Origin of the sequence: Pseudomonas neuropathica (genome assembly GCF_051174785.1) — a bacterium.
Lineage (GTDB): Bacteria > Pseudomonadota > Gammaproteobacteria > Pseudomonadales > Pseudomonadaceae > Aquipseudomonas > Aquipseudomonas neuropathica_A.
Genome location: NZ_CP195111.1, coordinates 3916324 through 3940726, shown reverse-complemented (window position 1 = coordinate 3940726; position 24403 = coordinate 3916324). Strand labels below are relative to the sequence as shown.

The following is a 24403-nucleotide window of genomic DNA, read 5'->3' as shown; positions in this document are numbered from 1 at the left end:
CCCACTCTAATTAGCTTAGTGGCGAACTGACTGCTTCTGCGAGAGTCGAAGCGGATATCTTTTTGCCTTCCCCTGCTTTCGAAAGGACGCCCATGTCGCTTTTCAAAATTGCCTCCGTGGCCGCCATCGCCCTGACTCTGGGCGCGTGCGCCAGCCTGTTCCAGCCCAACTACCGCACGCCGCTGGAAACCACCCGCGATGCATCGGAACAACTGAAACCGGGCTGTTCCAACCCGGATTGCCCGCTGGTGAACATCGACACCCTGCGCTTCCCGGCCGAACCTGCGCTGGACGGCATCATCGAAAAACGCCTGCTGCAAATGACCCGCACCGAGAAAAACGCCCCGGTGGCGCCGACTCTGGCGGCCTATCGCGATCAGTTCCTCGCCAGTGCCGGCCCGCGCAACAGCAGCTACCTGCAAGCGAAAGTACGCGAGCAGCATGACGGCTTGGTGATCATCGAGGTGTCGAGCTACCTCGACACTGGCGGCGCGCATGGCACACCGGGTCGCGGTTTCATCAACTATTCGCGCCAGCAGCACAAGGTGCTGAACCTGTCCGACATGTTGCTGCCGGGTCAGGAAGAGGCGTTCTGGAAGGCGGCGCAGGTTGCGCACAACAGCTGGTTGATCAGCACCAAACTCGATCAGGAGCCGGAGTTCGTGGCGAACTGGCCGTTCGTGAAAACCCCGAACGTGGCGCTGACCTATGGTGGCGTGATCCTCAAGTACGACGTGACCACCATCGCGCCTTACGCGCTGGGCCACGTCGAACTGAAGATTCCTTATCCGCGCCTGAATGGCATTCTCAAGCCTGAGCTGTTTCCCGGCCGTAACTGAAAGCCCGGCCCAGCACTAATTGCAGCAGCCCTGCCAGTACCAGCGCCGGCAGGGTTGCGCCGACATCCGGATACAGATTTGCCAGCAAGTGGTAGGTGCTCACGCCACCCAGCCACGCCAACAACGCCGGCCAGCGCAACGCGGCTGACGCGACCTGAGCACTGCGCTTGCGCAGGATGAAGTGATCGACCAGCACCACGCCGAACAGCGGCGCAAACACCGAACCGATCAGCAGCAGGAAATTCTGGTACTGCGCCAACGGCGCCAGCAATGCGATCAGCGTGCAGATCACGCCGATGGACAAGGCCAGATGCTCGACTTTCAGGCGCAACAGAATCCCGCTGGAAACCGCCGCCGAGTGAATATCGGCGAAGGCGTTTTCCGACTCATCCAGCAGAATCAGCAACAGCGGAATGCCCAGACCTGCACCGGCCAGTGCCAGCAGCAACGCGTTGACTTCACCGCTCGGCGCGAACGCAAGCGTGTAAGCGACGCCAAGGCTCATCAGCCAGAAGTTGCCGATAAAGAAACCGACCGCAGTGCCACCAAAAACATTCTTTGCACGCTTGCCGAATCGCGAGTAATCAGCGATCAGCGGCAGCCACGACAGCGGCATTGCAATAGCGATGTCGAAGCCCACGGCGAACGGCATCGAACCGTCACCGGCACGCGACCAGAGATCGGCCAGATCAGCTTTGGCGAACAGGTTCCAGGTCAGCCAGAGGCACGCAGCGAGCAGCAGCCAGATACCCCACTTGCGCAGGATCTGCCGCACGAAAGTCAGCGGCCCGCTGACCGCGAGCAAGGTCGCCAGAGCACCGAAAAACAGCGTCCACAACAGCGGGTTCGACCACAGCGAACCTTCGCTGAACGCGCGGGTGCCGAGCAGGCTGGCCGCATCACGCATGACGATGATTTCGAAAGAGCCCCAACCAATCAGTTGCAGCAGGTTGAGCAGCGCCGGCAGGCTCGCGCCTTTGCTGCCGAGGCTGAGTTTCAGCGCGGCCATCGACGAAAGGCCCGTGTCGCTGCCGATCACGCCGACGGCGGCCAGCAACAGTACGCCGACCAGCGTGCCGAGGAAAATCGCCAGCAGTGAACCGGACAGGCCCAGACCAGGTGCGAGCAATGCGCCGGTCTGCAAAACCATCAGGCCGATGCCGAGGGAGAACCACAGGGAGAATAGATCACGACCGCCGAACACACGCTTGTCGGCGGGTACGGCTAGGTCGGGAGAATAGGTGCTGGGTTGAATGCTCAAGGGTGTTATCTCAGAGGGACATTTGTTGTTGTGTTGATCGCATTCGCGAGCAGGCTCGCTCCCACACTTGAATGCATTCCAAAGTGGGAGCGAGCCTGCTCGCGAAGGGGCCCTTGCAGGCCCACCCTTTCAGGTCAGATCAAACCTTTTTGTACAGCTGACTGCCTTCCTTCTTGAACCGCTCGGCCTGTTCCGCCAGGCCCTGGGCGACGTCCACGTCGACCGCGTCGATGCGCTGATTGGCCGCGTATTCGCGGACTTCCTGCGTGATCTTCATCGAGCAGAACTTCGGCCCGCACATCGAACAGAAGTGCGCGACCTTCGCCGAATCCTTCGGCAGGGTTTCATCGTGATAGGAACGCGCGGTGTCCGGGTCCAGGCCGAGGTTGAACTGGTCTTCCCAACGGAATTCGAAACGCGCCTTGCTCAAGGCGTTGTCGCGAATCTGTGCACCTGGATGCCCTTTGGCCAAGTCCGCAGCGTGGGCGGCGATCTTGTAAGTGATGATCCCGGTTTTCACGTCATCCTTGTTCGGCAGGCCCAGGTGTTCCTTCGGCGTCACGTAGCAAAGCATCGCGCAACCGAACCAGCCGATCATCGCCGCACCGATACCCGAGGTGATGTGGTCGTAACCCGGCGCGATGTCGGTGGTCAGCGGGCCGAGGGTGTAGAACGGCGCCTCGTCGCAGCACTCGAGCTGCTTGTCCATGTTCTCTTTGATCAACTGCATCGGCACGTGGCCCGGGCCTTCGATCATGCACTGCACGTCGTGCTTCCAGGCGATCTTGGTCAGCTCGCCGAGGGTTTCCAGTTCACCGAATTGCGCTTCGTCGTTGGCGTCGGCAATCGAGCCCGGACGCAGACCATCGCCCAGCGAGAAGCTGACGTCGTAGGCCTTCATGATTTCGCAGATTTCGTCGAAGTGGGTGTAGAGGAAGTTCTCTTTGTGGTGCGCCAGGCACCACTTGGCCATGATCGAACCGCCACGGGACACGATGCCGGTCACGCGTTTGGCGGTCAGCGGCACGTAGCGCAGCAATACGCCGGCGTGGATAGTGAAGTAATCGACGCCCTGCTCGGCCTGCTCGATCAGCGTGTCGCGAAACAGCTCCCAGGTCAGGTCTTCAGCGACGCCATTCACTTTTTCCAGCGCCTGATAAATCGGCACTGTGCCGATCGGCACGGGCGAGTTGCGGATGATCCACTCGCGGGTTTCGTGAATGTGTTTGCCGGTGGACAAGTCCATCACGGTGTCCGAACCCCAGCGAATGCCCCAGGTGAGTTTCGCCACTTCTTCTTCGATCGAAGAACCCAGCGCGCTGTTGCCGATATTGCCGTTGATCTTCACCAGGAAGTTACGGCCGATGATCATCGGTTCCAGTTCGACGTGGTTGATGTTGGCCGGGATGATCGCGCGGCCACGGGCAATTTCTTCGCGGACGAACTCAGCGGTGATCTCTTTCGGAATGCTCGCGCCGAAACTGTGGCCGGCGTGTTGTTGCTGCAACAGGCCAGCCGCGCGGGCCTCTTGCAGTTTCATGTTTTCCCGGATGGCAACGTATTCCATCTCGGCGGTGATGATGCCTTTACGTGCGTAATGCATCTGGCTGACGTTGGCCCCGGCCTTGGCGCGGCGCGGATTGTTGACGTGAGCGAAACGCAGTTTGGTCAGCTCGGCATCGGCCAGGCGCTGCTGACCGAAGTTCGAACTCAGACCCGACAGACGCTCGGTGTCGCCACGATCGTCGATCCATGCCGAGCGCACATCGGCCAAGCCTTTGCGCACGTCGATCACGACGTTCGGATCGGTGTACGGACCCGAAGTGTCGTAGACGGTCACCGGCGCGTTGATTTCGCCGCCGAAGTCGGTCGGCGTCACGTCAAGGGTAATTTCGCGCATCGGCACGCGGATGTCCGGGCGCGAGCCCTGAACGTAGACTTTTTGCGAACGGGTGAACGGCTTGACCGATTGCTCGTCGACCTTGGCCGAGTCACTCAGGTTGATCGCGTTTTTTGATTTTGTAGTCATCACGGGCTCTCCAGACAGCATCCAGGCAGTGGATTGTCGGAGCAGAACCTGAAAGGCACGGACGCACCAGGACCGGTGCTGTGCATCGTCGTCGAGCGTTCGATTGTCGAACAATTTCCCGGACGAAGCACAAGAGGACTCGCCGGGTGACGAGAAATCTTGTTCCCTACGCAGGCGCTAACCTGATCAGGTTCAACGGGATCCGAAATTATTCGATCTCAGCCTCATAGCAAGGCACCCCGACAAGAACCCGGCCAGTCTAGACACAACCGGCAAAGAACGCCAATACCGCAGCAAACACCATGATGAATGGCGCAAATACACCGGTTGGGCCGATTGTTGTGAGGCAAATGCGCAACTACACTCGCTTTGCCCCGCCACGCCTTGACGCTGCGGGGCCTGCGCCTTACCTTTGGCGCCCGGATTACTTCCATAATATTAATGCTAGGGATCGCCTCATGCTGCGCAAACTCTCACTGGCTGTTGCCGTGTCTTGTGCGTCCAACGCAATGGCCTGGGCAGCAGAAGCGCCCTTGTCGACCAAAACCGATCTGGTCAGCGTCTATCAGGAGGCGGTCGACAACAACGCCGATCTGGCCGCCGCCCGCGCTCAGTACGGTGCGCAGAAAGAAGTGGTGCCGCAGGCCCGCGCCGGGTTGTTGCCGAACCTGTCGGGCGGCGCCGAAGTGGCCAATGTGCGGACGTCGATCGATCAACCCTCGGCCACTGCCAATCGCAGCGCACACTCGTATCAGGCGACCCTGGCCCAGCCATTGTTCCGCGCCGATCGCTGGTTCCAGTACCAGGCCGCGAAGGACGTCAACGAGCAAGCCGCGCTGCAACTGTCGGCGACTGAGCAGAACCTGATCCTGCAATCGGCGGAAAGCTATTTCAACGTGCTGCGCAGCCAGGACAACCTGGCCTCGACCAAGGCTGAAGAAGCCGCATTCAAGCGCCAGCTCGACCAGTCCAACGAGCGCTTCGATGTCGGCCTGTCGGACAAGACCGACGTGCTGCAATCGCAAGCCAGCTACGATACAGCACGGGCCAACCGCATCGTTGCCCAGCGTCAGGTCGATGATGCGTTCGAAGCGCTGATCACTCTGACCAACCGCCAGTACAACTCGATTCAGGGCATCGTCCATACGCTGCCGATCCTGCCGCCAGCACCAAACGATGCGAAGTCCTGGGTCGACACGGCGGCGCGGCAGAACCTCAATCTGCTCGCCAGCAACTACGCGGTCAGCTCCGCCGAGCAGACCCTCAAGCAGCGCAAGGCCGGCCACTTGCCGACCCTCGATGCCGTGGCCAAATACGAAAAGGGTGACAACGACGCCCTCGGTTTTTCCAACCCGAACGCTTTCGGTGTGCCATACCGCGACAACGTCGAGCAGAGCACAGTCGGCTTGCAACTGAACATCCCGATCTACAGCGGCGGGCTGACCAGCTCGCAAGTGCGCCAGTCGTATGAGCAACTGAATCAGAGCGAACAACAGCGCGAATCCCTGCGCCGGCAGATCGTCGAGAACACCCGCAACTTGCACCGCGCGGTGAACACCGACGTCGAGCAGGTGCAGGCGCGTCGCCAGTCGATCATCTCCAACCAGAGCGCAGTGGAAGCCACAGAAATCGGTTATCAGGTCGGTACGCGCAACATCGTTGACGTGCTCGATGCGCAGCGTCAGCTGTACACCTCGGTGCGCAACTACAACAACACGCGCTACGACTACATTCTCGACAACCTGCGCTTGAAGCAGGCGGCGGGGACACTGAACCCGGGTGACCTGGAAGATCTGCGGCGGTATCTGAAGGCTGATTACAACCCGGACAAGGATTTCCTGCCGCCGGATCTGGCCAAGGCTGCCGAGGCGCAACTCAAGGCCCGGCCTTAAGCCTTAAAAACAAAAGATCGCAGCGTTCCGCAGCTCCTACATTGGAATACGTTTCCCTGTAGGAGCTGCGGCACGCTGCGATCTTTTTGCTTTACTTGATCAGTCGGCCCAAACCATCCAGCAAACGCTGCAACGCGCCCTGGTTGCGGCGCATCACCGCCAGCCCGGCCTCGGCCATACGCTGCGCATCACGCGGCAACTCGAACAAGCGTTGCACCGCCACCGCCAGCCCTTCGGCATCATCCACTTCCGCCAACGCCCCGGCTTCACGCAATTGCGCGGCGATGTCGAGGAAGTTGAACAGGTGCGGGCCGCTGATCACCGGTTTGGCCAAGGCTGCCGGCTCCAGCAGATTGTGCCCACCATTGGCCACCAGACTGCCGCCGACAAACGCGCTGTCCGCCAGTGCATAGAGAAACAGCAACTCACCCATGGTGTCGCCGAGCAGTACGCTCGTCTGCGCATCGACATTGACGCCGGTCGAACGCCGCACCGTGGTAAAGCCTTCGCGCTGGCACAGTTCGAACACCGAATTGAAGCGTTCCGGGTGACGCGGCACCAGAATCAGCAACGCATCCGGGTGATTGGTCAGCAAGCGACGATGGGCATCGAGCACCACTTCGTCTTCGCCTTCGTGGGTGCTGGCGGCGATCCACACCGGACGCTCCAGCGCCTGCCATTGGCCGCGCAGTTCGGCGGCGCGTTGCAGCAGTTGCGGGTCAATGGTCAGGTCGAATTTGATCGATCCGGTGACCTCGACCGTCTCCGGACGGGCGCCGAGATTACGGAAGCGCTGGGCTTCAGCTTCGGTCTGTACGGCGAAAAAGCTCATTTCGGCAAGCATCGGCGCGGTCAGTTTGCTGAATCGGCCATAACCACGGGCCGAACGCTCGGATAAGCGTCCATTGGCCAGCGCCACCGGTATCCCGCGCTTGGCGCACTGATGAATATGGTTGGGCCACAGCTCGGTTTCCATGATCACCGCAAGCTTGGGCTGAGCGCGATCAAGAAACCGCGCCGCCGCACACGGTAAGTCGTAGGGCAGATAGCAATGCTGGATGCGCGGTTCATTGGCGAACAGCGCCTGAATCCGCTCCGAACCGGTCGGGGTCATGCAGGTCACGGTGATTGGCAGCTGTGGATAACGTTGCAGCAAGGCGCGGATCATCGGCGCCGCAGCAATGCTTTCGCCGACCGACACCGCGTGTACCCAGATGCCGCCGGGTTGCAGCGTCGGCATGCCGTAGGAGAAACGTTCGCCAATCCGCTTGGCGTACGCTGGCGCCTTGCGTGCGCGAAGCCACAGCCGAATCGCCACCAATGGCAGCCCCAGGTAAAACAGCGCGGTGTAGAGAGTTCTATTCATGGCGGCGGAGTTTATCGGCTTTTGCCGCTGATCGCCCGCAAGTGCACGGCAAAACGTTCGGCCAGCCAGCGCGCGGCCGGGCCGAGTGGCTCGTCGCGGCGCCAGACCAGCTCCACCACCAATGCCGGCGGGGTCCATTCGCTGTCGAGTTCGACCATCAAGCCCTGATACGCCGAGTACTGCACCACATGACGCGGCAACCAGGCCCAGCCGAGATCGCGCACCAGCCATTCGGACATGACGTAGAAACTGTCGGCACGCCATACCTGCGGGCTGGCCGGCTCGTTGCCGGGATAGACACTGGTTTGCGTCGACATCAACAATTGCCGGTGTTGGGCCAGTTGCTGGCAGGTCACGTATGACTGCTTCGCCAACGGATGATTGATCCCGCAAACGGTGACCATTTCGACGCTGCCGAGCACGCGGCGCTCCAGCGCTTCAGGGATTTCGTCGTGATAGAACAGCAGACCGAGATCGGCACGGCGTTCCACCAGTTTGTGCGCGACCTCGCCTTGCGCGGCGCTGGTCAGTTGCACTTCAAGGCTGGGGAATTGCTCAGCCAGTTCACCGAAACTTTCCACCAGCGCCTGGTACGGCATCGCCTCATCCTGGGCCACGCGCAGTTGCGCTTCCTGACCGCGCATCATCGCCATCGCCCGACCATTCAGACGCTCACATTGGCGCAAGACTTCACGCGCCTCTTCCAGCAACGCCTCGCCCGCTTCCGTGAGGGTTGGCTGGCGGCCGCTGCTTCGCTCGAACAGGCTGACGCCCAAATCATCTTCGAGCATGGCAATCGCGCTACTGATCGCCGACTGCGCTTTGCGCTGCTGGCGTGCCACGGCGGAAAACGAGCGATATTCGGCGACGTCGACAAACACCCGAAGTTGATCAAGATTCCACTGCATGCTGATTCGCCAACCCATCTCCAGAACAGATAGGTAATGACTTTACCCCATCTAGTGAATCACTAGAATGCCGCCTCAGCAAGCAACGTTTTACATTGAGGATTTGCACCATGAACGCCTACGTCTACCTGGCCATTGCCATCTGCGCCGAAGTAATTGCCACCGTGTCGATGAAAGCCGTCAAAGGCATCAGCACGCCGCTGCCGTTGGTGCTGGTTATCGTCGGCTATGCGATTGCGTTCTGGATGCTGACGCTGGTGGTACGCACCGTACCGGTCGGCGTGGCCTATGCGGTCTGGGCGGGCATGGGCATTGTGATGGTCAGCGTGGCGGCGCTGTTTATCTACGGGCAGAAACTGGATATTCCGGCGATGCTGGGGATGGCGTTGATCGTGCTCGGAGTGGTGGTGATTCAACTGTTCTCGAAAACCGCCGGCCATTAACCGCCAGACACAATCCCCTGTGGGAGCGAGCCTGCTCGCGAATGCGGTATACCAGTCAACACATATGTCGACTGGCATTCCCTCTTCGCGAGCAGGCTCGCTCCCACATTGGCCCACATGTTCGGCATGTTGATCATCGACAAATCCCGCGCTTTCCCGAGTCTGTATACTGCGCCCTCGTCTTGAACACTGAGGTCGCTGCATGCCATCCGTTATTTCCACCGACGTTCTGATTGTCGGCGCTGGTGTCGCCGGCCTCTGGCTGAATGCGCGCCTGCGTCGTCAGGGTTTTTCGACCGTGCTGGTGGAAAGTGCCAGCCTCGGCGGCGGGCAGAGTGTGAAGTCCCAGGGCATCATCCACGGCGGCGCCAAATACGCGCTGCACGGCGCGCTGACCGGTGCCTCGGAAGCCATCGCCGACATGCCACGTCGCTGGCGTGAAGCACTGGCCGGTACCGGCGAGCTGGATCTGTCCGGCGTACGTCTGCTGTCCGAGGCCCATTATCTGTGGTCGCCGGGCACCCTCGCCGGCAACCTCACCAGTTTCTTCGCCAGCAAAGCCGTGCGTGGTCGGGTCGATCAGGTCAAGGGCGAGCAATTACCGCCAGCCCTGCAAGACAAACGCTTCAAGGGCAAGGTCTACCGCCTCGCCGAACTAGTTGTTGATGTGCCGAGCCTGGTACAGCGTCTGGCCGATCTGGCCGGCGATGGCCTGCTCGCCGGGCAAACCATCGAGCCACTGCTGGAAGCGGGCGTGCTGGTCGGCCTGAAAGTCGACGGCCGCGAGATCCGCGCGCAGCGCATCGTCCTCAGCGCCGGCGCCGGCACGGCTCAACTACTTGAAGACCTCGGCTTGAGCCAACCGGCCATGCAACGCCGACCGCTGCACATGATCATCGCCAAAGGCCCGGGCCTGAAACCGCTGTACGCTCACTGCCTCGGTGGTGGCACCAAACCGCGCATCACCGTGACCACGCATCCGGCCGCTGACGGCCAGTGGGTCTGGTACATGGGCGGTGACATCGCCGAAAGTGAAGGCGTTAACCGCGAGCCGGCCGAGCAGATAGCCACCGCGCAAAAGGAAATCGCCCAGTTGTTGCCGTGGATCGACCTCAGCACTACGCAGTGGGCGACCCTGCGGGTTGACCGTGCCGAGCCGCTGCAAACCGGGCTGACACGCCCGGACAATGCTTTCCTCGCCGAACAGGGCCGCTTGCTGGTCGGCTGGCCGACCAAACTGGCGCTGGCGCCGGACTTTGCTGACCGGGTCATCGCCTCTCTGGAGCGCGACGGCATTCAGCCGCAAGCCAGCGAACAGTTGCCCGCACTGCCCAAACCACCGATGGGCGTCCCCGCCTGGGAGCAACTGCTGCCATGACTATCGCCACCCTGCACGACCTTCATCGCCCATTGGGCAGCACCGGCCTGACGGTTTCGCCACTGGGCCTGGGTACGGTCAAACTCGGCCGCGACCAAGGGGTGAAATATCCCAACGGTTTTCAGATTCCCGGCGACGATGAAGCGCGGATGCTGCTGCGGCAGGCACGCGATCTGGGCATCAACCTGATCGACACCGCCCCGGCCTATGGTCGCAGCGAAGAACGCCTCGGCCCGCTGCTACGGGGTCAGCGTCAAGACTGGGTAATCGTCAGCAAGGTCGGCGAAGAGTTCGCCGAAGGTCTCTCGCATCACGACTTCAGCGCAGCGCACACGCGGATGTCGGTGGAACGCAGCCTGCAACGTCTTGAAACCGATTTTATTGACCTGGTGCTGGTGCATTCCGACGGCAACGACATGGCGATCCTTGAGCACGAAGAGGTGTACGCCACCCTCGCGGCGCTCAAGGCTGAAGGCAAGATTCGCGGCTTCGGTTTTTCCGGCAAAACCGTCGAAGGTGGCTTGAAAGCACTGGAGCAAGGCGACTGCGCGATGGTCACCTACAATCTGAACGATCAAAACGAGAAAGCTGTCATTGACTATGCTGCTGCCCACGGCAAAGCCATTCTGGTGAAAAAAGCCTTGGCCAGCGGTCATGTTTGCCTGAGTCCGGGCGTGGATCCGGTGCGCGCCAGCTTCCAATTGCTGTTCGCGCAACCTGGCGTGGCCAGTGCTATTGTCGGAACGATCAATCCGCTGCACCTCGCCCACAACGTTGCGACCGTTGCCCAGGTCCTACGTGGTCACTGACGCCGCCTCGCGGCCTTAAGCAGGAGCCGATATGCCGCGCACGCTCATCAGAAAGAACCCGAGCAACTTCAAGACCCTGCCGCTGTTCGTCGAAGCCACCCCCGAAGGCCTGACCTATCAGAGCGTCGGCATGCCGCTGAACTTCGCGCAGACCCTGCAGCGGCGCAAACCGGTGAACGTGGCCGATGCCGAGCGTTTCTCGCTGGAATTGGCCAATCTCGGCGTTTCGGTACGCCTCACCCTGCATTGGCAGAATCGCGATTATTGGGTACTGGTGCGGCAGCGCCGACAGGATCGCGGCGACGTGGTGCTTAAATTGATTTCCGGTTACGTGCCGGCGCATGAACTGAATATTCCGCTGCACACGGCCATTCAGGAAATTGCCGAAGAATGTTTGCTGGAGACGCCCGAAGGCTGGCTCGGCGGACGCTTCAACGACACCTGGCTGCCGGCGCCCTACTCGGCGGCGCTGCATTATCGCGAGGCCCTGCCGTTTCGCCTGACCCCGTTATCCGGCTCGGCGCGGCCAATCCGATGCGCCAATCTGCAATTGCTCGAACGGCCTCGGGCTTACGTGCACCTGCCGACCGCATCATTGCAATTGATCTACGATTTGCGCCTGGATGTGCCCAAGGAAGCCAAGTCCTTGAGCCTGTTCCACGTTGACGAGCGTCTTGAAGGTGATCAACTGGTGGCCCGACTCGACCGCAAGCGCCCCGACTTGTACTTGATGCCACTCAAGGACGGCGCGCCACTGGCCGAGTTGTACACGCTCAAGCGCGACAAACTTTTGCCGGCCAGTACTCGCGGACTTTATCTGGCCGAGAGTTTCGCGACCCAGAAGGGCTGGGTCGTGCGCGACGAGCGGATTCGCTGGAAGGACTGGGTCGTACAACAAGGCCTGCAACCGGCAAAGCCTCCTCGCGCAGGCCTCAAGCAATTGAGTCTGAAGGCATTGCGCCTGGTGGGGATCGGCAAGAAACGCGCGAGCAAATAGCCCGCTGACATCTTTTATTTCGGGCGAAACAGCTTTTGCCACCAACGACGAGGTTGCAGGGGCACCACGCTAACGTCTGAAGCCTGAAGCCAGTTGCGCTCATAATCCCAGGCATGACCACCCCACAGTTTTCCTGCTTCGTTGGAAAACCCCAGGGTCATGAGCTGATAGGTAAAACCGGCATAGCCGCGCAACCAGTCGAACAGCACCAGTGTGCTGAACCCCGTTGAAGGTCCAGCGTAGAGCTTGCCTGAGGGTCGAGTGACCGGATAGTTCAACAGCGGCGGCAAGGGAATACGATCCATGTACATGGCCACCCCCGGCATCGCAGACATCGGCGTTATAGACCCCAACAAGAGCGTGAAACAACGCTCGCTCGCTTGATCCAACAGCCGCTGCACATCAGGTCCGCAGGGCAACCCGAAAAAGTACGCATCCGGCGCATTGCATCCGTGCACGAAAATATTCACGCTTTGCGAATTGAGCAGTGGTGCCTTGATGCAGGTATTGAAACTGACGACGACGTCATTGGCGCCAATGTTCAGCGCCTGAAAATCCGCCGCCGTGATCGCTGGATTGTTCGCGATCAGTACGACCCGGTCCGCACGACTCAGACACTCACGCAATGCCTCAGGCAACGCGTCCACAATAGACTGGTCACCGCCGGTTAATGCACCCGGCGCCCTGTGCTCGTTTTTCATTCAGTCCAGTACCTTCATGCCGTAACGCAACTTGACCCAGAACCGCGTGAACGCCGAGGGCGGTTGCCATGGACGCATTTCGCGCTGGATTTCAGTAGCGAGGGCCTTGCCGACACGGGCGAAAGAATAGCGACTTTCTGCGAATGCCTGACCATTGCTGGCGATACGCTGCGCCAGTTGCGGGTCATCCTGCAGCAGTTTGATCTTTTCCACCGCCTCTTCTTCGCTACGATAAAACACGGTGTTGTGCATGTCTTCGAAACCGAGCAACCGGTCTTCTTCGCCCTGACTCCAGGCCAGCAGTACACAACCGCAGGCCATGGCTTCGAAGTTCTTGATCATGAACTCGTTCATGCCGATGTCGGCACTGACGAAAATCTTGATGCGATTGAGCGTTTGCAGGTATTCCGCGCCGGACTTGGTGCGAGTCACCAGCATCCCGGTACGCTGCGAAAGCGACTCAAGCATGGCTTTGCGCTCGGCATATTCGGTACTTTTCAGGCTGCCAAGAAAGCCGATCGGTATGTCCCGCTCAACACCGGTGTTGTGCAGCATCTGCTCGTCATAGCCTTTGGAGACGAACACTGTGTCGATGCCTTCAGCCAGCATCTTGCGCGCGACCACAGCCCCGGACACCAGCGCCCGACAACTCGGCAGGCGGCGGTAAAGCCGTGAATACACGCCACGGTACTTACTCGCCGGCATATAGTTCTGGTAGGCGTCGTGCTCGAGGAAGACCAGCCCGGGAATGCATTTAAGCACCTGCAGTTGCGTGGCCAAACGCTTGACCCGGGAAAAAATCACCACGCGATCGAAGGTCTGGTAATCGACCGAGGCGAGAAACGACCCCAGATTCAACTGCTGCTGTTTGCTCAAACGAAAGATGAAACATTCATCACAGTTCTGCTGCACGATGTCGTAGAGCCGGTCGAGAATGACCCGCTGCTCGTCCATCACCAGGAGCATGACTTTCATAAGTTAATTGACCACGCGACGTAGGCAGGCAAGCGCATCGGATTCAAAGCTGCCTACATCAACGGAAACGGTAAAATCCCCAAGGCAAAATCCGTTCACACGCAGTACACAACGGTAAAAATTCATCTGATCAACGACTGCGGATCTTCTCGACAATCGCAGTTGTCGAGCTGTTTTCCACAAGCCCCAAGACCTTCACGGTGCCGCCATAAGCGCTGACGATATCGGCGCCAACCACCTGATCGATGCCGTAATCGCCGCCCTTGACCAGCACGTCCGGTTTGACCTCGCGCAGCAGGTTTTCCGGGGTGCCTTCAGGGAAACTGATCACCCAGTCCACCGCGCCTAGGCCGGCGAGAACCGCCATGCGTCGATCAACGCTGTTGATCGGACGGCCCGGGCCTTTGAGGCGGCTGACCGAAGCATCATCGTTGACCGCAACAATCAGGCGGTCGCCCTGTGCCCGCGCCTGTTCCAGGTAGGTGACATGCCCGGCATGCAGGATGTCGAAGCAGCCGTTGGTGAAGACGATCCTTTCGTTGTGCGCGCGGGCATCGGCCACGGCGAGCAGCAACTGCTCCAGACCCAGCACTCCACGCTCGGAGCCTTCTTCACGCTGAATGGCGCGACGCAGTTCCGGAGCACTGATGGCCGCCGTACCGAGTTTGCCAACCACAATGCCTGCGGCCAGATTGGCCAGCGCAACGGCGTGGGGCAGGTCTTCACCGGCAGCAATCGCTGCGGCCAGGGTAGAAATCACCGTGTCACCGGCACCGGTGACGTCGAACACTTCACGGGCACGCGCCGGCAGGTGCAGCGCCGGCTGATCCGGGCGCAGCAGGGTCATGCCATGCTCGCCGCGCGTTACCAGCAGCGCGCCGAGTTCGAGGTCGTGCATCAACGCTGCGCCCTTGCTCACCAGCTCATGCTCATCGACGCAACCGCCGACGATGGCTTCGAATTCGCTGAGGTTCGGGGTGATCAGGCTGGCGCCACGGTAGATCGAGAAATCCTTGCCTTTGGGATCGGCCAGCACCGGGATGTTTTTCGCCCGCGCCGCCTGAATCAGCGCCTGATGATTTTTCAGCGCGCCTTTGCCGTAGTCGGACAACACCAGCACCTTGATGCCTTCGAGCAAGTCGTCGACCTGCGAACCGAGGGCCAGCGCATCGGTGGCGAACGGTTCTTCAAAGTCGATACGCAGCAGTTGCTGGTGCCGGCTCATGACCCGCAGCTTGACGATGGTTGGCTGATGCGCGATGCGCTGGAACAGGGCTCGTACGCCCGCGCCTTTGAGACTGTTGCTCAGGCTGTCGGCGGCTTCGTCGTCGCCGGTCACACCGACCAGCGACGCCGGCGCACCCAGCGCGGCAATGTTCAAGGCAACGTTCGCGGCGCCACCCGGACGGTCTTCGATCTGCTCGACCTTAACCACCGGCACCGGCGCCTCAGGGGAAATCCGTGAGGTTCCGCCATGCCAGTAACGGTCGAGCATGACATCGCCGACTACCAAGACCGGGGCTTGATCGAAACGCGGCATGGACAACTTCATGGAGCAACCCACATACAAAATGAACAGGGGCGCGATATTAACACAGGGTAAAGCGCCGTCCGCCTCAATCTGAAAGGTCGCGCACCCAGAACAATTCGTGGCGCCGGACAGCCTTGCGGAAAAACTCGTTACTGCCTGTAACAGGCCAGCGACGACCGGCCAGACCCTGCTGGATCCAGCGGCGCAATTGCCGTTTGAACGCCTGCCCGCCCTGCAGATCGTGCTCCATGGCCAGCGCCATGGCTTTGTCCAGTTGCACGTCCGCTGACAACAGCGGACTCCACAAGCGATCCGCCGGCAATGCTTCGATGGCTGGCGGCAGCGCGATCCCCGCACCGGCAGGCCCCATCGGCCAGCGGTCGTTGTCATGCAGGTGATTGGCGTACAGCAGCAGAGTTGTCGGCTTCCAACTGCTCAGGCCAACGGCCTCAAGCAGCGCTTGGGTGGACGCGACATGATCACTGTGTGGATCCAGCTCGGGATGCGGTGTCACCACGACCTCTGGACGGTAATGCTCCAGAAGCGCCGTCAGGTCACCGACCAGATTCTGCCAGGTCGGCTGCCCGTCGACGTCGGCGGGCAAGGTCAGCGGATTGTGTCGACGCACACTGCGCACATCGCTTTCCTGCGACTCGCGGGAGCCAAATGGGGTGGCTGGCTCTGCAGCCATCGAAGGCAACTGCAGGCAGTAATAACCCAGTTGCACACAACGCTCGGCGGGCACGCCGCCCCACAGCGGAATCGTCAGACTGTCCCAACTGCGCAAACGCCCCTTCAACCGCGCGGCGGCCGCCTGATCCAGGCCCAGGCGCTGGAAATCTTCAGCTTCGATCTCGCCTTGGGTCAGGGTGACGATGCTGACGTCTTCGCTACGGCTGTAAAGGCCGAATGCCGCAAGCTCGGCATCATCGGCATGGGGGGCGATGACCATGACGCGCTGGCGGCTGTAGTCAGGGTTCGCCATGATCCACAACGTGCCCATGGCACCCACCGCGCAATATCGGCCGCGCAGGGTCAGCGTGCCCTGCTCAAGTGCCTCGGCCTGCCCGGAAAGATTGATGAAACGCCGCCCCTTCACCCCGCGCTCGAAGTCTTGGCGATCATCCCCCACCGCAATGTAGGGATCGAGCCAGCGCCCCAGCCAGCCGGCCTTCAATTCAAGCTCGAGAATGAGCGTTTCGCCCGCTGCCAACGGCCCGTTCAGGCGCACCACGCCGCCGTCCAGGTTGACTGCTTGGCGTGCCGTACCTACAGGAAAATCGTATTGGTAGTCGTCGGATGGCCGGTAAAACAAGTGATCGGCAAACCACGCTTCGTGGGCAACCCAGGCCAGCACCAGCAACAGTGGCACCAGCCACCAGCCGACCAGAAACCCGATCAGCAACAACGCCACCAGAAAGCCGATGAGGAACAGACGCTTGCTGCGCCGGTGGGCCTTGAGAAGCTGTTGCTTGCGAGCACTCATCAGTTCAGACCCTGTAGACCGGCACCGTGTGGCACCAGCGATCCTTGTACTCACGGTCGGCACGACCGAATGAATAACGCAACGGCTTGCCCAGCGCCTGCGCGTCGGCCCAGGCCTGCTGGGTATTGACGAAACTCAACACGCTACCGGGGCTGAACTCGCGGCTCTGCGGGTCGACGCCGCCATTGATGTATTCCAGCGAAACCCACTGCGGCGCCTCGACGCGGTACAAAACCTGAATGGCCACAGGCGCCGATTCGAGCATGGCCACGGAACCGGTCATGAATTCACGCAACAGCGTGAAGACTTCGGCGAGGCCAGCCTTGCCTGGCACCTCGAAGCCCCAGCGGCGCTCAAACAGATCACCGTAAGCCTGCGCCTGCTCGGCCGGAGAAAACTCGGACATCGGCACCAGCGAACCACCCGCCTCTTCGAGCAGGCGCTGTTCGCGGCGCTGGTTGTAGCGAAACTTCTTCGAATACTCTTCCGGCAACCGCGCCAGAGCCAAGCCCTCGGGCTGCACTTTCAAGGTGCTGATCTGCTCGGCATTGAGTTGGGAGACATAAGCCATACGCTGGCGCACCGGTACGACGACACCGGGGGCAATCGGCAGGATGATCTCCGCGTTACCCATGTCCAGCAATCCGCGCTTGCCCTCACGCTTGAGTACTTCCTTGGACAAGGCAACATGACGGCCCCAGCAAGGAATGGCGGCCACTACTTCACCGCCAACGACCCAGCCCAGATAACGCAGTTCGATACCCACGAACGCCGACAGTCGCTCAACCACCTTGGGGTGCGTGGCGAAGCTGCCGCCAAAACGCTGCCAGGCCCGGGCGTAGGCATCGCGGTCGATTTCAGTCCAGCCACGCTCACGAAAGCTGCGAAACATCGTCAGCATACGTTGGTCGCGTGGGCCGGCAGAGGTTCGTCGCCCTCTTCAAACTCTTTGGCGTGCAGGCGGGAATAGTAGCCGTTCTGCTGCAGCAGTTGCGCGTGGGTACCGCGCTCGACGATCCGGCCTTCGTCCATGACCAGAATCAGGTCAGCCTTCTCAATGGTGCTCAAGCGGTGAGCGATCACCAGGGTCGTGCGGTTTTGCACCACATGATCCAGCGCCGCCTGAATATGGCGCTCCGACTCGGTATCGAGGGCGGAAGTAGCCTCGTCGAGAATCAGCAGCGGCGCATCCTTGAGCAATGCCCGAGCGATGGCGATGCGCTGGCGTTGGCCGCCAGACAGCAACACGCCGTTTTCACCGACCAGGGTTTCGTAACCTTCCGGCATCTTCACGATGAACTCATCGGCATAGGCCTCGGAAGCGGCCCGCTTGACCTCCTCGAACGGCGCACCCGCCAGATCGCCATAAGCGATGTTGTTGGTCACCGTATCGTTGAACAGCGTGACCTGCTGGGTCACCAGCGCAATCTGGCGACGCAGACTGTGCAAGGTGAAGTCCTGCACGCGCACGCCGTCGAGCAGAATCTCGCCCTGTTCATGCTGATAGAAACGCGGAATAAGCCCGGCAAGGGTCGACTTGCCGCTGCCCGAACGCCCCACCAGCGCGACCATTTGCCCCGGTTCAACGACAAAACTGATGTCATTGAGCACCTGTTTGTCAGTATCCGGGTACTGGAAACTGAGATTGCGCACTTCCAGACGGCCCTCAAGGCGATCGCGCTCGACCGTGCCCTGATCCACTTCAGCCGGCTCATCCAGTTGCTCGAAAATACTTTCGGCACCGGCGACGCCCTTCTGAATGGTCGAGCTGACTTCCGAGAGCTGGCGAATCGGTTTTGGCAACAAACCGGCCATGGTGATGTAAGCCACCAGATCGCCCGGCGATGCGTCACCGCGAAGGTACAGCACGAGGAACATGACCACGGCCATGGCGCTGTAAGTCACCAGTTGCAACATCGGCGTGTAAACGGCGCCGGTCTTGGTCATCGTCAACTGCTTGTCGGTGTTGCTCTGGCTGGCATCGCGAAAGCGATCCTTTTCGTACTGCTCGCCGCCAAAACTGCGCACAACGCGGTAGCCATGAATGGTCTCGGACGCGACGTGGGTGACGTTACCCATCGAGACCTGGATCTTCTTGCTTTGCTTGCGAAATTTTTTGCTGGTGCTGCTCACCATCAAGCCGATCAACGGCAGTATGGCGACCATCACCAGCGTAAGCTTCCAGTTCATCCACAACAGCGTGCAGAACAGGAAAATCACGGTCATGCCTTCACGAATGACCACCTTGATCGCGTCGGTTGCCGCGCCGGTGACCATCGTCACGTTGAAGGTGATGCGGGAAATCAGGTGGCCGGAATTGTTCTTGTCGAAGAAGCGATTGGGCAACTCCAGCAATTTGTTGAACAGCACCACCCGCAGGTCATGCACCAACCCAAGGGAAACCCGGGCCAGGAAGAAGTTGCCAAGGTACGAACCCACGCCCTGCAACAGCGCGATGAGCACGATCATCAGCGGCACGGTTTCGAGCAACTGCAATTTGCCCAGATAAGGGTTGCCCGGAAACAGGCTGGCTTCAGGATTGGCCAGGCCATCGACGAAATACTTGAGGATGTAAGCGAGCATCGGTTGAGTCGATGCGAAGATCAGAAACCCGACGATACTGAGAAGGAAGAGACCGGCATAAGGCCGCACGTAAGCCAAAAGGCGGAAATAGATCGCCAGCGTTGACTGGGCTTTCGGTTCAGGACTGCTCATGGTGATCCGCGCAATTCAGTGAGGCGCCGATGATATCACACGCGTTTTTGCCCCGATAAACATGACTTCAAGCCAGCCTTCGACCAAGTCGGTTAAGATACCCCGCTAATGATGGGGAGCCCGATATGCAATCGATTGATCAAAGCACTTACGAGGCACTGCGCAAGGGTGCACACGTACTGGAGGCCGACGGCTCCGGCGACAAAGTGCTCAGATTGGCCGATGGACGCATGCTCAAGCTGTTCCGCCGCAAGCGGCTGCTCAGTTCGGCGCTGTTCTACCCTTATGCACAACGCTTTGCCGACAATACCCGCGCACTCGAACAGCGCGGCATCCTCTGCCCGAAAGTCATCGCGGTCTATCGCATCCCGAGCATCGAGCGTGACTGCGTGTATTACAGCCCACTGGCGGGCAACACCGTGCGCCAGTTGCAGGGCACCAGCGAAGGGACTGACTCACTGAGACTTCAACTGGGCGCGTATTTCGCTCAATTGCACGAGAAAGGTGTGTACTTCCGGTCGCTACACTTCGGCAACGTCGTCCTGACACCCGACAACCATCTGGGCCTGATCGATATCGCCGACCTGCGCTGCCAGAAACGCGCACTCAGTGACGGCAAGCGCCTGCGCAACTTCGCCCACTTGCTGCGCTACAAGGAAGACCGGCAGTGGTTGCTGGGCGAGGACGCTGGCGATACGTTTATCGAAGGTTACCGCCAAGGGTTGCCGAGCAACCGGCAGGCGCCACTGATCTCGCGCCTGCGTCCGCTGCTGGGTTGAGCCTCAGCGGCCGATGACCACCACCGTGGCGCCTTTGCGATTGGCGAAGTGTTCGATGATGCGCAGCTTGTGCGCGACCAGCCACTCGTTCAGCCACGGCTCGCTACCCTTCGCCTCGATGACGAAATAGCGGTAGTCGTCGGCATGGGCTGCCGACATCGCTTCTGCCTGAGTCAAACCTGGCATGACGTAGCCGCGACCGGCGTAATAGCTGATCCGCCCGTCCTCGAAATAAGTCGGCGCGTCCCGTTCGACATGACTGGAGACCCAGCGCCCCGCCTCGACATAGTGGGTTTTGCCGGCCCCGGTGGAAATGACGTTCGACAGCATCACCAGCAGACTCAGCACCACCAGCCATTTGCCGCAACGCGGGAATTCGCGCACAAACGCCGCAAGCCCCATCGCCAGCACAGGCACAAACAACAGATTCAGGAAACTCAGATAGCGCGTATTCATGAACTGCAGCTTGATGAAAAACAGCACCAGCACCACCAGGTAAAGCAACGCCGCCCAGGCGAAAGGACGATAGTCACGCCAGTAGATGCCTAATACACCCCAGTTGCGGCGCAGGATGAACGGTACGGCGAAAGGCCCCATCAGCTTCACGAAACTGATCGCCATGCTCGCCAGAATGCCGAAGAAAATGATCCGCCCGGCTTCGTCCTGGGAGTACTTGTTGATCAGTGAGTTAGCAAACTGGTCGCACAACATCTGGAAGGAGGCGAACACACTGTGTGGCGCAATCATGTCCAGAAACAGCATCACGCGCGCCGACATGAACACACCGGACACCGAAACGGCCAGCACCCCCAAAACCGGTAGCAGCGAGAACTGCGCGAATTGCATCCGTCGGCCCGACGACCACAGATTGGGCAACTGCCACAGCCCCAACGCAGCAACCAGCAGCAAGGCTTCCAGCCGAAACAGGACTGCCCCGACGATAGCCAGATGAATGAAAGCCGCTCGCAGCCAGCCGCCACGGGCCTGCCAGCGCATCGCGAGCCATAGCGTCAGCGTGCAGAAAAACCAGAAACCGCACTCACGGATGATGTCATTGCGAAACGCATTGACCGCCGGCATTGCCAGCACCACGAGGCAAGCCCAGCGGGCGACCTCGGGAGAACGCTGGCGGACGCAATCGACCATCAACGCGCTGGTGCCGGCAAAGAACAGACCGCACCAGAGATAGGCACTCAGTTCCAACGGCAAACGCAGGACGGTATGCGTACCGGCCAGCAGGAAGGAAAACCACGGCCAATCGAACGATGCCCAGGCCACGTTGGGGCCTTGCTCGGTGACTTGCTGCGCGATATCGATGTACAGCGCCGCATCTCGCCCGACGGTTGCAGTGCCCATGACCGCAATCAGCGAGAGCAGAACACTGCCCAAAAATGCCAGCCATACCGGGTGTTCGTCGATGATTCTGGAGACTCGAGTTACCACTTCACTGCCCGTACCTTTCACCCAACCACCTCATCGACACTCGTTACAAGGTACGCGCCTGTTCACCGCGAACCATTTACCGAAATAGCAACCGCAAAGCCTTGCGAGTGTATGACCAGCGCGAGAACGTGCGCCAGTCTGCACGTAATGCCTGAAGGTAGAAGCCCTTGGCCAAGGCATATTCACCGTGGGAGTAACAGTCGCGAAACAGCGACAGGCAGCGCTGCGCCAGAAAGGCCTGACGCAGGTCATGCATCTCTTCAGGCATGCGTTGACTGGAAAATACCTCGTTCACGACCTGATCCGTGCCGGCAGCAAGGCTCTGGCGCAAATCATGGCGCATGCTGTCGGCGTGCTTGTATATAAGGGCCAGGGGTTTGTCCAGAACAGTGCAGGGGTAACGCGCCAATACTTGCGCAAACACCGGCAGATCCTCGACGTTGCGCAACTGTTCAGGATAAGTACCGGGAACGAACGCCTCACGATGCATCGCGCAGGCGCCGTTGGAGATCGATACGGTTTTATCCAGCAGATAGCCCTGCAAACGGTGACGAGCCGTCAACGGCAAGGGCTTGACTGACTGCAAGCTGCGTTTGCCGTCGGCAAAGACCGACCAGTGGGCACCGATGATCATTCGGCTTTGAGGGTTGCTGGCAATGTGTTGCGTGAGCGCAGCCAGTGCACCGGGCGCCATTTCGTCATCGGAATCGAGAAAAATCAGGTATTGCCCGGTCGTTTCTTCAATCCCGCGGTTGCGCACGCTAGACAATCCGCCATTGCTTTTGCGCAGCGCGCGAAAACGCCTGCCATGCTTGAGCAGGAGTTTTTCCACCACCTCTGGCGTATCGTCCGTCGACCCATCGTCGATGACCAACAGATCCGCCGTCGCCTCATCCAGCTGCGCCAACACCGACTCCACTGCTCGTGGCAGGGTTCGTGCGTAGTTGTAAACCGGAATGACGACGCTGATCAGTGTTTCAGTCAAGTTCGTATCCTTTTACACCCTCTTTTACGACCAGAATATCTTCCATGATCAGGTATTCCAGGTCAGAGCCGAAAAACATGTTCAACGCGTCGGTCGGCGAGCAGATCATCGGTTCGCCACGACGGTTGAGCGAGGTGTTCAGCGATACGCCATTACCGGTCAGATTTTCCAGAGCCTTCATCATGTCATAGTAGCGCGGGTTGTATTCGCGCTTGAGCACCTGGGCGCGAGAGGTGCCATCCTCGTGGACAACTTCCGGCACGCGGGTCTTCCACTCTTCAGCCACTTCAAAGGTGAAGGTCATGAACGGTGCCGGGTGATCGATCTTGATCATCTGTGGCGCGACGGTGTCGAGCATAGACGGGCAGAAAGGCCTCCAGCGCTCGCGGAACTTGATCTGGTGGTTGATCCGGTCAGCCACGCCGGCAACGCTCGGGCAACCGATGATCGAACGACCACCCAATGCACGCGGACCGAACTCCATACGCCCCTGGAACCAGGCCACCGGATTACCATCGACCATGATTTTGGCAATCTGTTCCGGCATGTTGTCGAGCTTGCGCCAGGTCGGCTTGCTCGCGTGACGCGCGCAGGCGGCGATCACATCTTCGTTACTGTACGAGGGGCCGAGGTAGACGTGCTCCATCTTCTCGACCGGTACGCCACGGGCATGCGAAACGTAGGCGGCGGCGCCCACCGCAGTGCCGGCATCGCCGGACGCCGGCTGGACGAACAGCTCTTTGATGTCGTCGCGGGCGATGATTTTCTGGTTCAGCTTGACGTTCAATGCACAGCCGCCGGCGAAGGCCAGCTTGCCGGTTTCCTTGAGCACGTCGCCCAGGTAGTAGTCGATCATCTGCAACGCCAGTTTCTCGAACAGCGCTTGCATGCTCGCGGCGTAGTGAATGTACGGTTCGTCAGCGATGTCACCTTCGCGCTTCGGACCCAGCCATTCGATCAGCTTTGGCGAGAAGTAGAAGCCTTTGCCCTTCTCTTTGTAGCGACGCAGACCGATCACGTTGGCGTAGTCGGTGTTGATCACCAGCTCACCGTTCTCGAACGAGGCCAGACGCGAGAAATCGTATTTGCTGGCGTCGCCGTACGGCGCCATGCCCATGACCTTGAACTCACCGTCGAGCATCTCGAAACCGAGGAACTCAGTGATCGCGCCGTACAGGCCGCCGAGAGAGTCAGGATCGAAGAATTCCTTGATCTTGTGGATCTTGCCGTTTTCGCCGTAGCCGAAGAAGGTCGTGGCGTACTCGCCCTTGCCGTCGATACCAAGGATCGCGGTTTTTTCTTTGAAACCGGAGCAGTGGTAAGCGCTGGAAGCGTGAGCCAGGTGGTGTTCGACCGGCTCGATCTTGATCTTTTTCGGATCGAAACCCAGTTGTTCCAGGCACCAGACAATCTTGTTGCGATAACGCTTGTAGCGGCGGTTGCCCATCAGGATTGCATCGAGGGCGCGATCCGGCGCGTACCAGTAACGCTTGGCGTAGTGCCAGCGCGCCTTGCCGAACAGGCTGATCGGAGCAAATGGAATCGCTACCACGTCAACGTCGGACGGCTTGATGCCGGCCTGTTCAAGACAGAACTTCGCCGATTCGTAGGGCATGCGGTTCTTTGCATGCTTATCGCGTACGAAGCGCTCTTCTTCAGCCGCCGCCACCAGCTTGCCGTCGATGTACAAGGCTGCTGAAGGGTCATGGCTAAGGGCGCCGGACAGGCCAAGAATCGTCAATGCCACAGGGGTCTAGCCTCTTTAGTCTGCGTGCAGGCGCGATGCGCCTTGAAAATTGATGTGCCCTCGCACAGGGCGAGTGACAGCTAAAGGGCGGGATTATAGCGTAAACGAGAGGGGAATTA

20 protein-coding genes and 1 riboswitch are annotated in these 24403 nt (G+C 60.0%); of the genes, 7 read left to right on the top strand and 13 right to left on the bottom strand.

The window, feature by feature from the left end; genetic code table 11:
* Positions 1–92: 92 nt before the first annotated feature.
* Positions 93–839 (top strand): RsiV family protein, encoded by a 747-nt coding sequence (locus ACRRSD_RS17880; RefSeq protein ID WP_435034489.1) that lies wholly within the window; start codon positions 93–95, stop codon positions 837–839.
* Here ACRRSD_RS17880 and cytX read toward each other — a convergent pair.
* Both cytX and thiC read right to left on the bottom strand, forming a co-directional pair.
* Positions 808–2100: a putative hydroxymethylpyrimidine transporter CytX gene (gene cytX, locus ACRRSD_RS17875; protein ID WP_435034488.1), complete on the bottom strand. Its 1293-nt coding sequence runs from the start codon at positions 2098–2100 to the stop codon at positions 808–810. The genes ACRRSD_RS17880 and cytX overlap by 32 nt on opposite strands.
* A gap of 139 nt (positions 2101–2239) precedes the next feature.
* Positions 2240–4129 carry a phosphomethylpyrimidine synthase ThiC gene (gene thiC, locus ACRRSD_RS17870; RefSeq protein ID WP_435034487.1) on the bottom strand — a complete coding sequence of 630 codons (1890 nt, stop codon included), beginning with the start codon at positions 4127–4129 and terminating at the stop codon, positions 2240–2242.
* A 146-nt stretch (positions 4130–4275) separates the two neighbouring features.
* Positions 4276–4381: riboswitch (TPP riboswitch) on the bottom strand.
* A 206-nt stretch (positions 4382–4587) separates the two neighbouring features.
* On the opposite strand from thiC, the gene ACRRSD_RS17865 reads away from it, so the two are divergent.
* On the top strand, positions 4588–6021 hold the full coding sequence (locus ACRRSD_RS17865; protein WP_038360286.1) for a TolC family outer membrane protein: 1434 nt from the start codon (positions 4588–4590) through the stop codon (positions 6019–6021).
* A gap of 91 nt (positions 6022–6112) precedes the next feature.
* Here the strand turns inward: ACRRSD_RS17865 and waaA are convergent, their stop codons facing one another.
* Positions 6113–7387: a lipid IV(A) 3-deoxy-D-manno-octulosonic acid transferase gene (gene waaA / locus ACRRSD_RS17860; protein ID WP_435034486.1), complete on the bottom strand. Its 1275-nt coding sequence runs from the start codon at positions 7385–7387 to the stop codon at positions 6113–6115.
* A gap of 11 nt (positions 7388–7398) precedes the next feature.
* The gene (locus ACRRSD_RS17855) at positions 7399–8295 is read right to left on the bottom strand and encodes a LysR family transcriptional regulator (RefSeq protein ID WP_435034485.1); all 897 of its coding nucleotides are present in this window, start codon (positions 8293–8295) and stop codon (positions 7399–7401) included.
* Between the two features lie 110 nt (positions 8296–8405).
* On the opposite strand from ACRRSD_RS17855, the gene ACRRSD_RS17850 reads away from it, so the two are divergent.
* The 4 genes from ACRRSD_RS17850 to ACRRSD_RS17835 all read left to right on the top strand — a co-directional run bounded on the left by ACRRSD_RS17850 (position 8406) and on the right by ACRRSD_RS17835 (position 11922).
* Positions 8406–8738: a DMT family transporter gene (locus tag ACRRSD_RS17850; protein WP_435034484.1), complete on the top strand. Its 333-nt coding sequence runs from the start codon at positions 8406–8408 to the stop codon at positions 8736–8738.
* Between the two features lie 202 nt (positions 8739–8940).
* Positions 8941–10116 carry an NAD(P)/FAD-dependent oxidoreductase gene (locus ACRRSD_RS17845; protein ID WP_435034482.1) on the top strand — a complete coding sequence of 392 codons (1176 nt, stop codon included), beginning with the start codon at positions 8941–8943 and terminating at the stop codon, positions 10114–10116.
* The gene (locus ACRRSD_RS17840) at positions 10113–10925 is read left to right on the top strand and encodes an aldo/keto reductase (RefSeq protein WP_435034481.1); all 813 of its coding nucleotides are present in this window, start codon (positions 10113–10115) and stop codon (positions 10923–10925) included. The genes ACRRSD_RS17845 and ACRRSD_RS17840 overlap by 4 nt, the downstream gene beginning before the upstream one ends.
* A 31-nt stretch (positions 10926–10956) precedes the next feature.
* Complete coding sequence (locus tag ACRRSD_RS17835) at positions 10957–11922, top strand: metal ABC transporter ATPase (RefSeq protein ID WP_435034480.1); 966 nt, start codon at positions 10957–10959, stop codon at positions 11920–11922.
* A gap of 14 nt (positions 11923–11936) precedes the next feature.
* On the opposite strand, the gene ACRRSD_RS17830 is transcribed toward ACRRSD_RS17835, so the two are convergent.
* The 6 genes from ACRRSD_RS17830 to msbA all read right to left on the bottom strand — a co-directional run bounded on the left by ACRRSD_RS17830 (position 11937) and on the right by msbA (position 19330).
* Positions 11937–12623: a hypothetical protein gene (locus ACRRSD_RS17830; RefSeq protein WP_435034478.1), complete on the bottom strand. Its 687-nt coding sequence runs from the start codon at positions 12621–12623 to the stop codon at positions 11937–11939.
* Positions 12624–13598, bottom strand: a complete 975-nt coding sequence (locus tag ACRRSD_RS17825; protein WP_122842983.1) for a glycosyltransferase — start codon at positions 13596–13598, stop codon at positions 12624–12626.
* Between the two features lie 130 nt (positions 13599–13728).
* Positions 13729–15150, bottom strand: coding sequence for a bifunctional D-glycero-beta-D-manno-heptose-7-phosphate kinase/D-glycero-beta-D-manno-heptose 1-phosphate adenylyltransferase HldE (gene hldE, locus ACRRSD_RS17820; protein WP_038360264.1), 1422 nt, complete (start codon positions 15148–15150; stop codon positions 13729–13731).
* A 64-nt stretch (positions 15151–15214) separates the two neighbouring features.
* Positions 15215–16615, bottom strand: coding sequence for a PIG-L deacetylase family protein (locus ACRRSD_RS17815; protein ID WP_435034477.1), 1401 nt, complete (start codon positions 16613–16615; stop codon positions 15215–15217).
* Between the two features lie 4 nt (positions 16616–16619).
* Positions 16620–17516, bottom strand: coding sequence for a GNAT family N-acetyltransferase (locus ACRRSD_RS17810; RefSeq protein WP_435034476.1), 897 nt, complete (start codon positions 17514–17516; stop codon positions 16620–16622).
* Positions 17510–19330 (bottom strand): lipid A export permease/ATP-binding protein MsbA, encoded by a 1821-nt coding sequence (gene msbA / locus ACRRSD_RS17805; protein WP_122609412.1) that lies wholly within the window; start codon positions 19328–19330, stop codon positions 17510–17512. Before msbA ends, ACRRSD_RS17810 begins: the two co-directional genes overlap by 7 nt.
* A gap of 125 nt (positions 19331–19455) precedes the next feature.
* Here msbA and ACRRSD_RS17800 point away from each other — a divergent pair, with 125 nt between their 5' ends.
* The gene (locus ACRRSD_RS17800; protein WP_435034475.1) at positions 19456–20109 is read left to right on the top strand and encodes a toluene tolerance protein; all 654 of its coding nucleotides are present in this window, start codon (positions 19456–19458) and stop codon (positions 20107–20109) included.
* Between the two features lie 3 nt (positions 20110–20112).
* Here ACRRSD_RS17800 and ACRRSD_RS17795 read toward each other — a convergent pair whose 3' ends face one another.
* Genes ACRRSD_RS17795 through ACRRSD_RS17785 form a run of 3 tightly spaced genes read right to left on the bottom strand, consistent with a single transcriptional unit; the run spans position 20113 to position 24284 of the window.
* Entirely contained in the window at positions 20113–21573 is a 1461-nt protein-coding gene (locus ACRRSD_RS17795; protein ID WP_435034474.1) for a hypothetical protein, read from the bottom strand.
* A 55-nt stretch (positions 21574–21628) separates the two neighbouring features.
* Positions 21629–22537, bottom strand: a complete 909-nt coding sequence (locus tag ACRRSD_RS17790) for a glycosyltransferase family 2 protein (protein WP_435034472.1) — start codon at positions 22535–22537, stop codon at positions 21629–21631.
* On the bottom strand, positions 22530–24284 hold the full coding sequence (locus tag ACRRSD_RS17785; protein ID WP_435034471.1) for a carbamoyltransferase family protein: 1755 nt from the start codon (positions 24282–24284) through the stop codon (positions 22530–22532). The genes ACRRSD_RS17790 and ACRRSD_RS17785 overlap by 8 nt, the downstream gene beginning before the upstream one ends.
* Positions 24285–24403 lie beyond the last annotated feature (119 nt).

Coding starts and splice junctions, on each gene's coding strand:
- ACRRSD_RS17880 (WP_435034489.1), top strand. CDS start 93: ATGTCGCTTTTCAAAATTGCCTCCGTGGCCGCCATCGCCCTGACTCTG.
- thiC (WP_435034487.1), bottom strand. CDS start 4,129: ATGACTACAAAATCAAAAAACGCGATCAACCTGAGTGACTCGGCCAAG.
- ACRRSD_RS17865 (WP_038360286.1), top strand. CDS start 4,588: ATGCTGCGCAAACTCTCACTGGCTGTTGCCGTGTCTTGTGCGTCCAAC.
- waaA (WP_435034486.1), bottom strand. CDS start 7,387: ATGAATAGAACTCTCTACACCGCGCTGTTTTACCTGGGGCTGCCATTG.
- ACRRSD_RS17855 (WP_435034485.1), bottom strand. CDS start 8,295: ATGCAGTGGAATCTTGATCAACTTCGGGTGTTTGTCGACGTCGCCGAA.
- ACRRSD_RS17850 (WP_435034484.1), top strand. CDS start 8,406: ATGAACGCCTACGTCTACCTGGCCATTGCCATCTGCGCCGAAGTAATT.
- ACRRSD_RS17845 (WP_435034482.1), top strand. CDS start 8,941: ATGCCATCCGTTATTTCCACCGACGTTCTGATTGTCGGCGCTGGTGTC.
- ACRRSD_RS17840 (WP_435034481.1), top strand. CDS start 10,113: ATGACTATCGCCACCCTGCACGACCTTCATCGCCCATTGGGCAGCACC.
- ACRRSD_RS17835 (WP_435034480.1), top strand. CDS start 10,957: ATGCCGCGCACGCTCATCAGAAAGAACCCGAGCAACTTCAAGACCCTG.
- ACRRSD_RS17830 (WP_435034478.1), bottom strand. CDS start 12,623: ATGAAAAACGAGCACAGGGCGCCGGGTGCATTAACCGGCGGTGACCAG.
- ACRRSD_RS17825 (WP_122842983.1), bottom strand. CDS start 13,598: ATGAAAGTCATGCTCCTGGTGATGGACGAGCAGCGGGTCATTCTCGAC.
- hldE (WP_038360264.1), bottom strand. CDS start 15,150: ATGAAGTTGTCCATGCCGCGTTTCGATCAAGCCCCGGTCTTGGTAGTC.
- ACRRSD_RS17815 (WP_435034477.1), bottom strand. CDS start 16,615: ATGAGTGCTCGCAAGCAACAGCTTCTCAAGGCCCACCGGCGCAGCAAG.
- ACRRSD_RS17810 (WP_435034476.1), bottom strand. CDS start 17,516: ATGCTGACGATGTTTCGCAGCTTTCGTGAGCGTGGCTGGACTGAAATC.
- msbA (WP_122609412.1), bottom strand. CDS start 19,330: ATGAGCAGTCCTGAACCGAAAGCCCAGTCAACGCTGGCGATCTATTTC.
- ACRRSD_RS17800 (WP_435034475.1), top strand. CDS start 19,456: ATGCAATCGATTGATCAAAGCACTTACGAGGCACTGCGCAAGGGTGCA.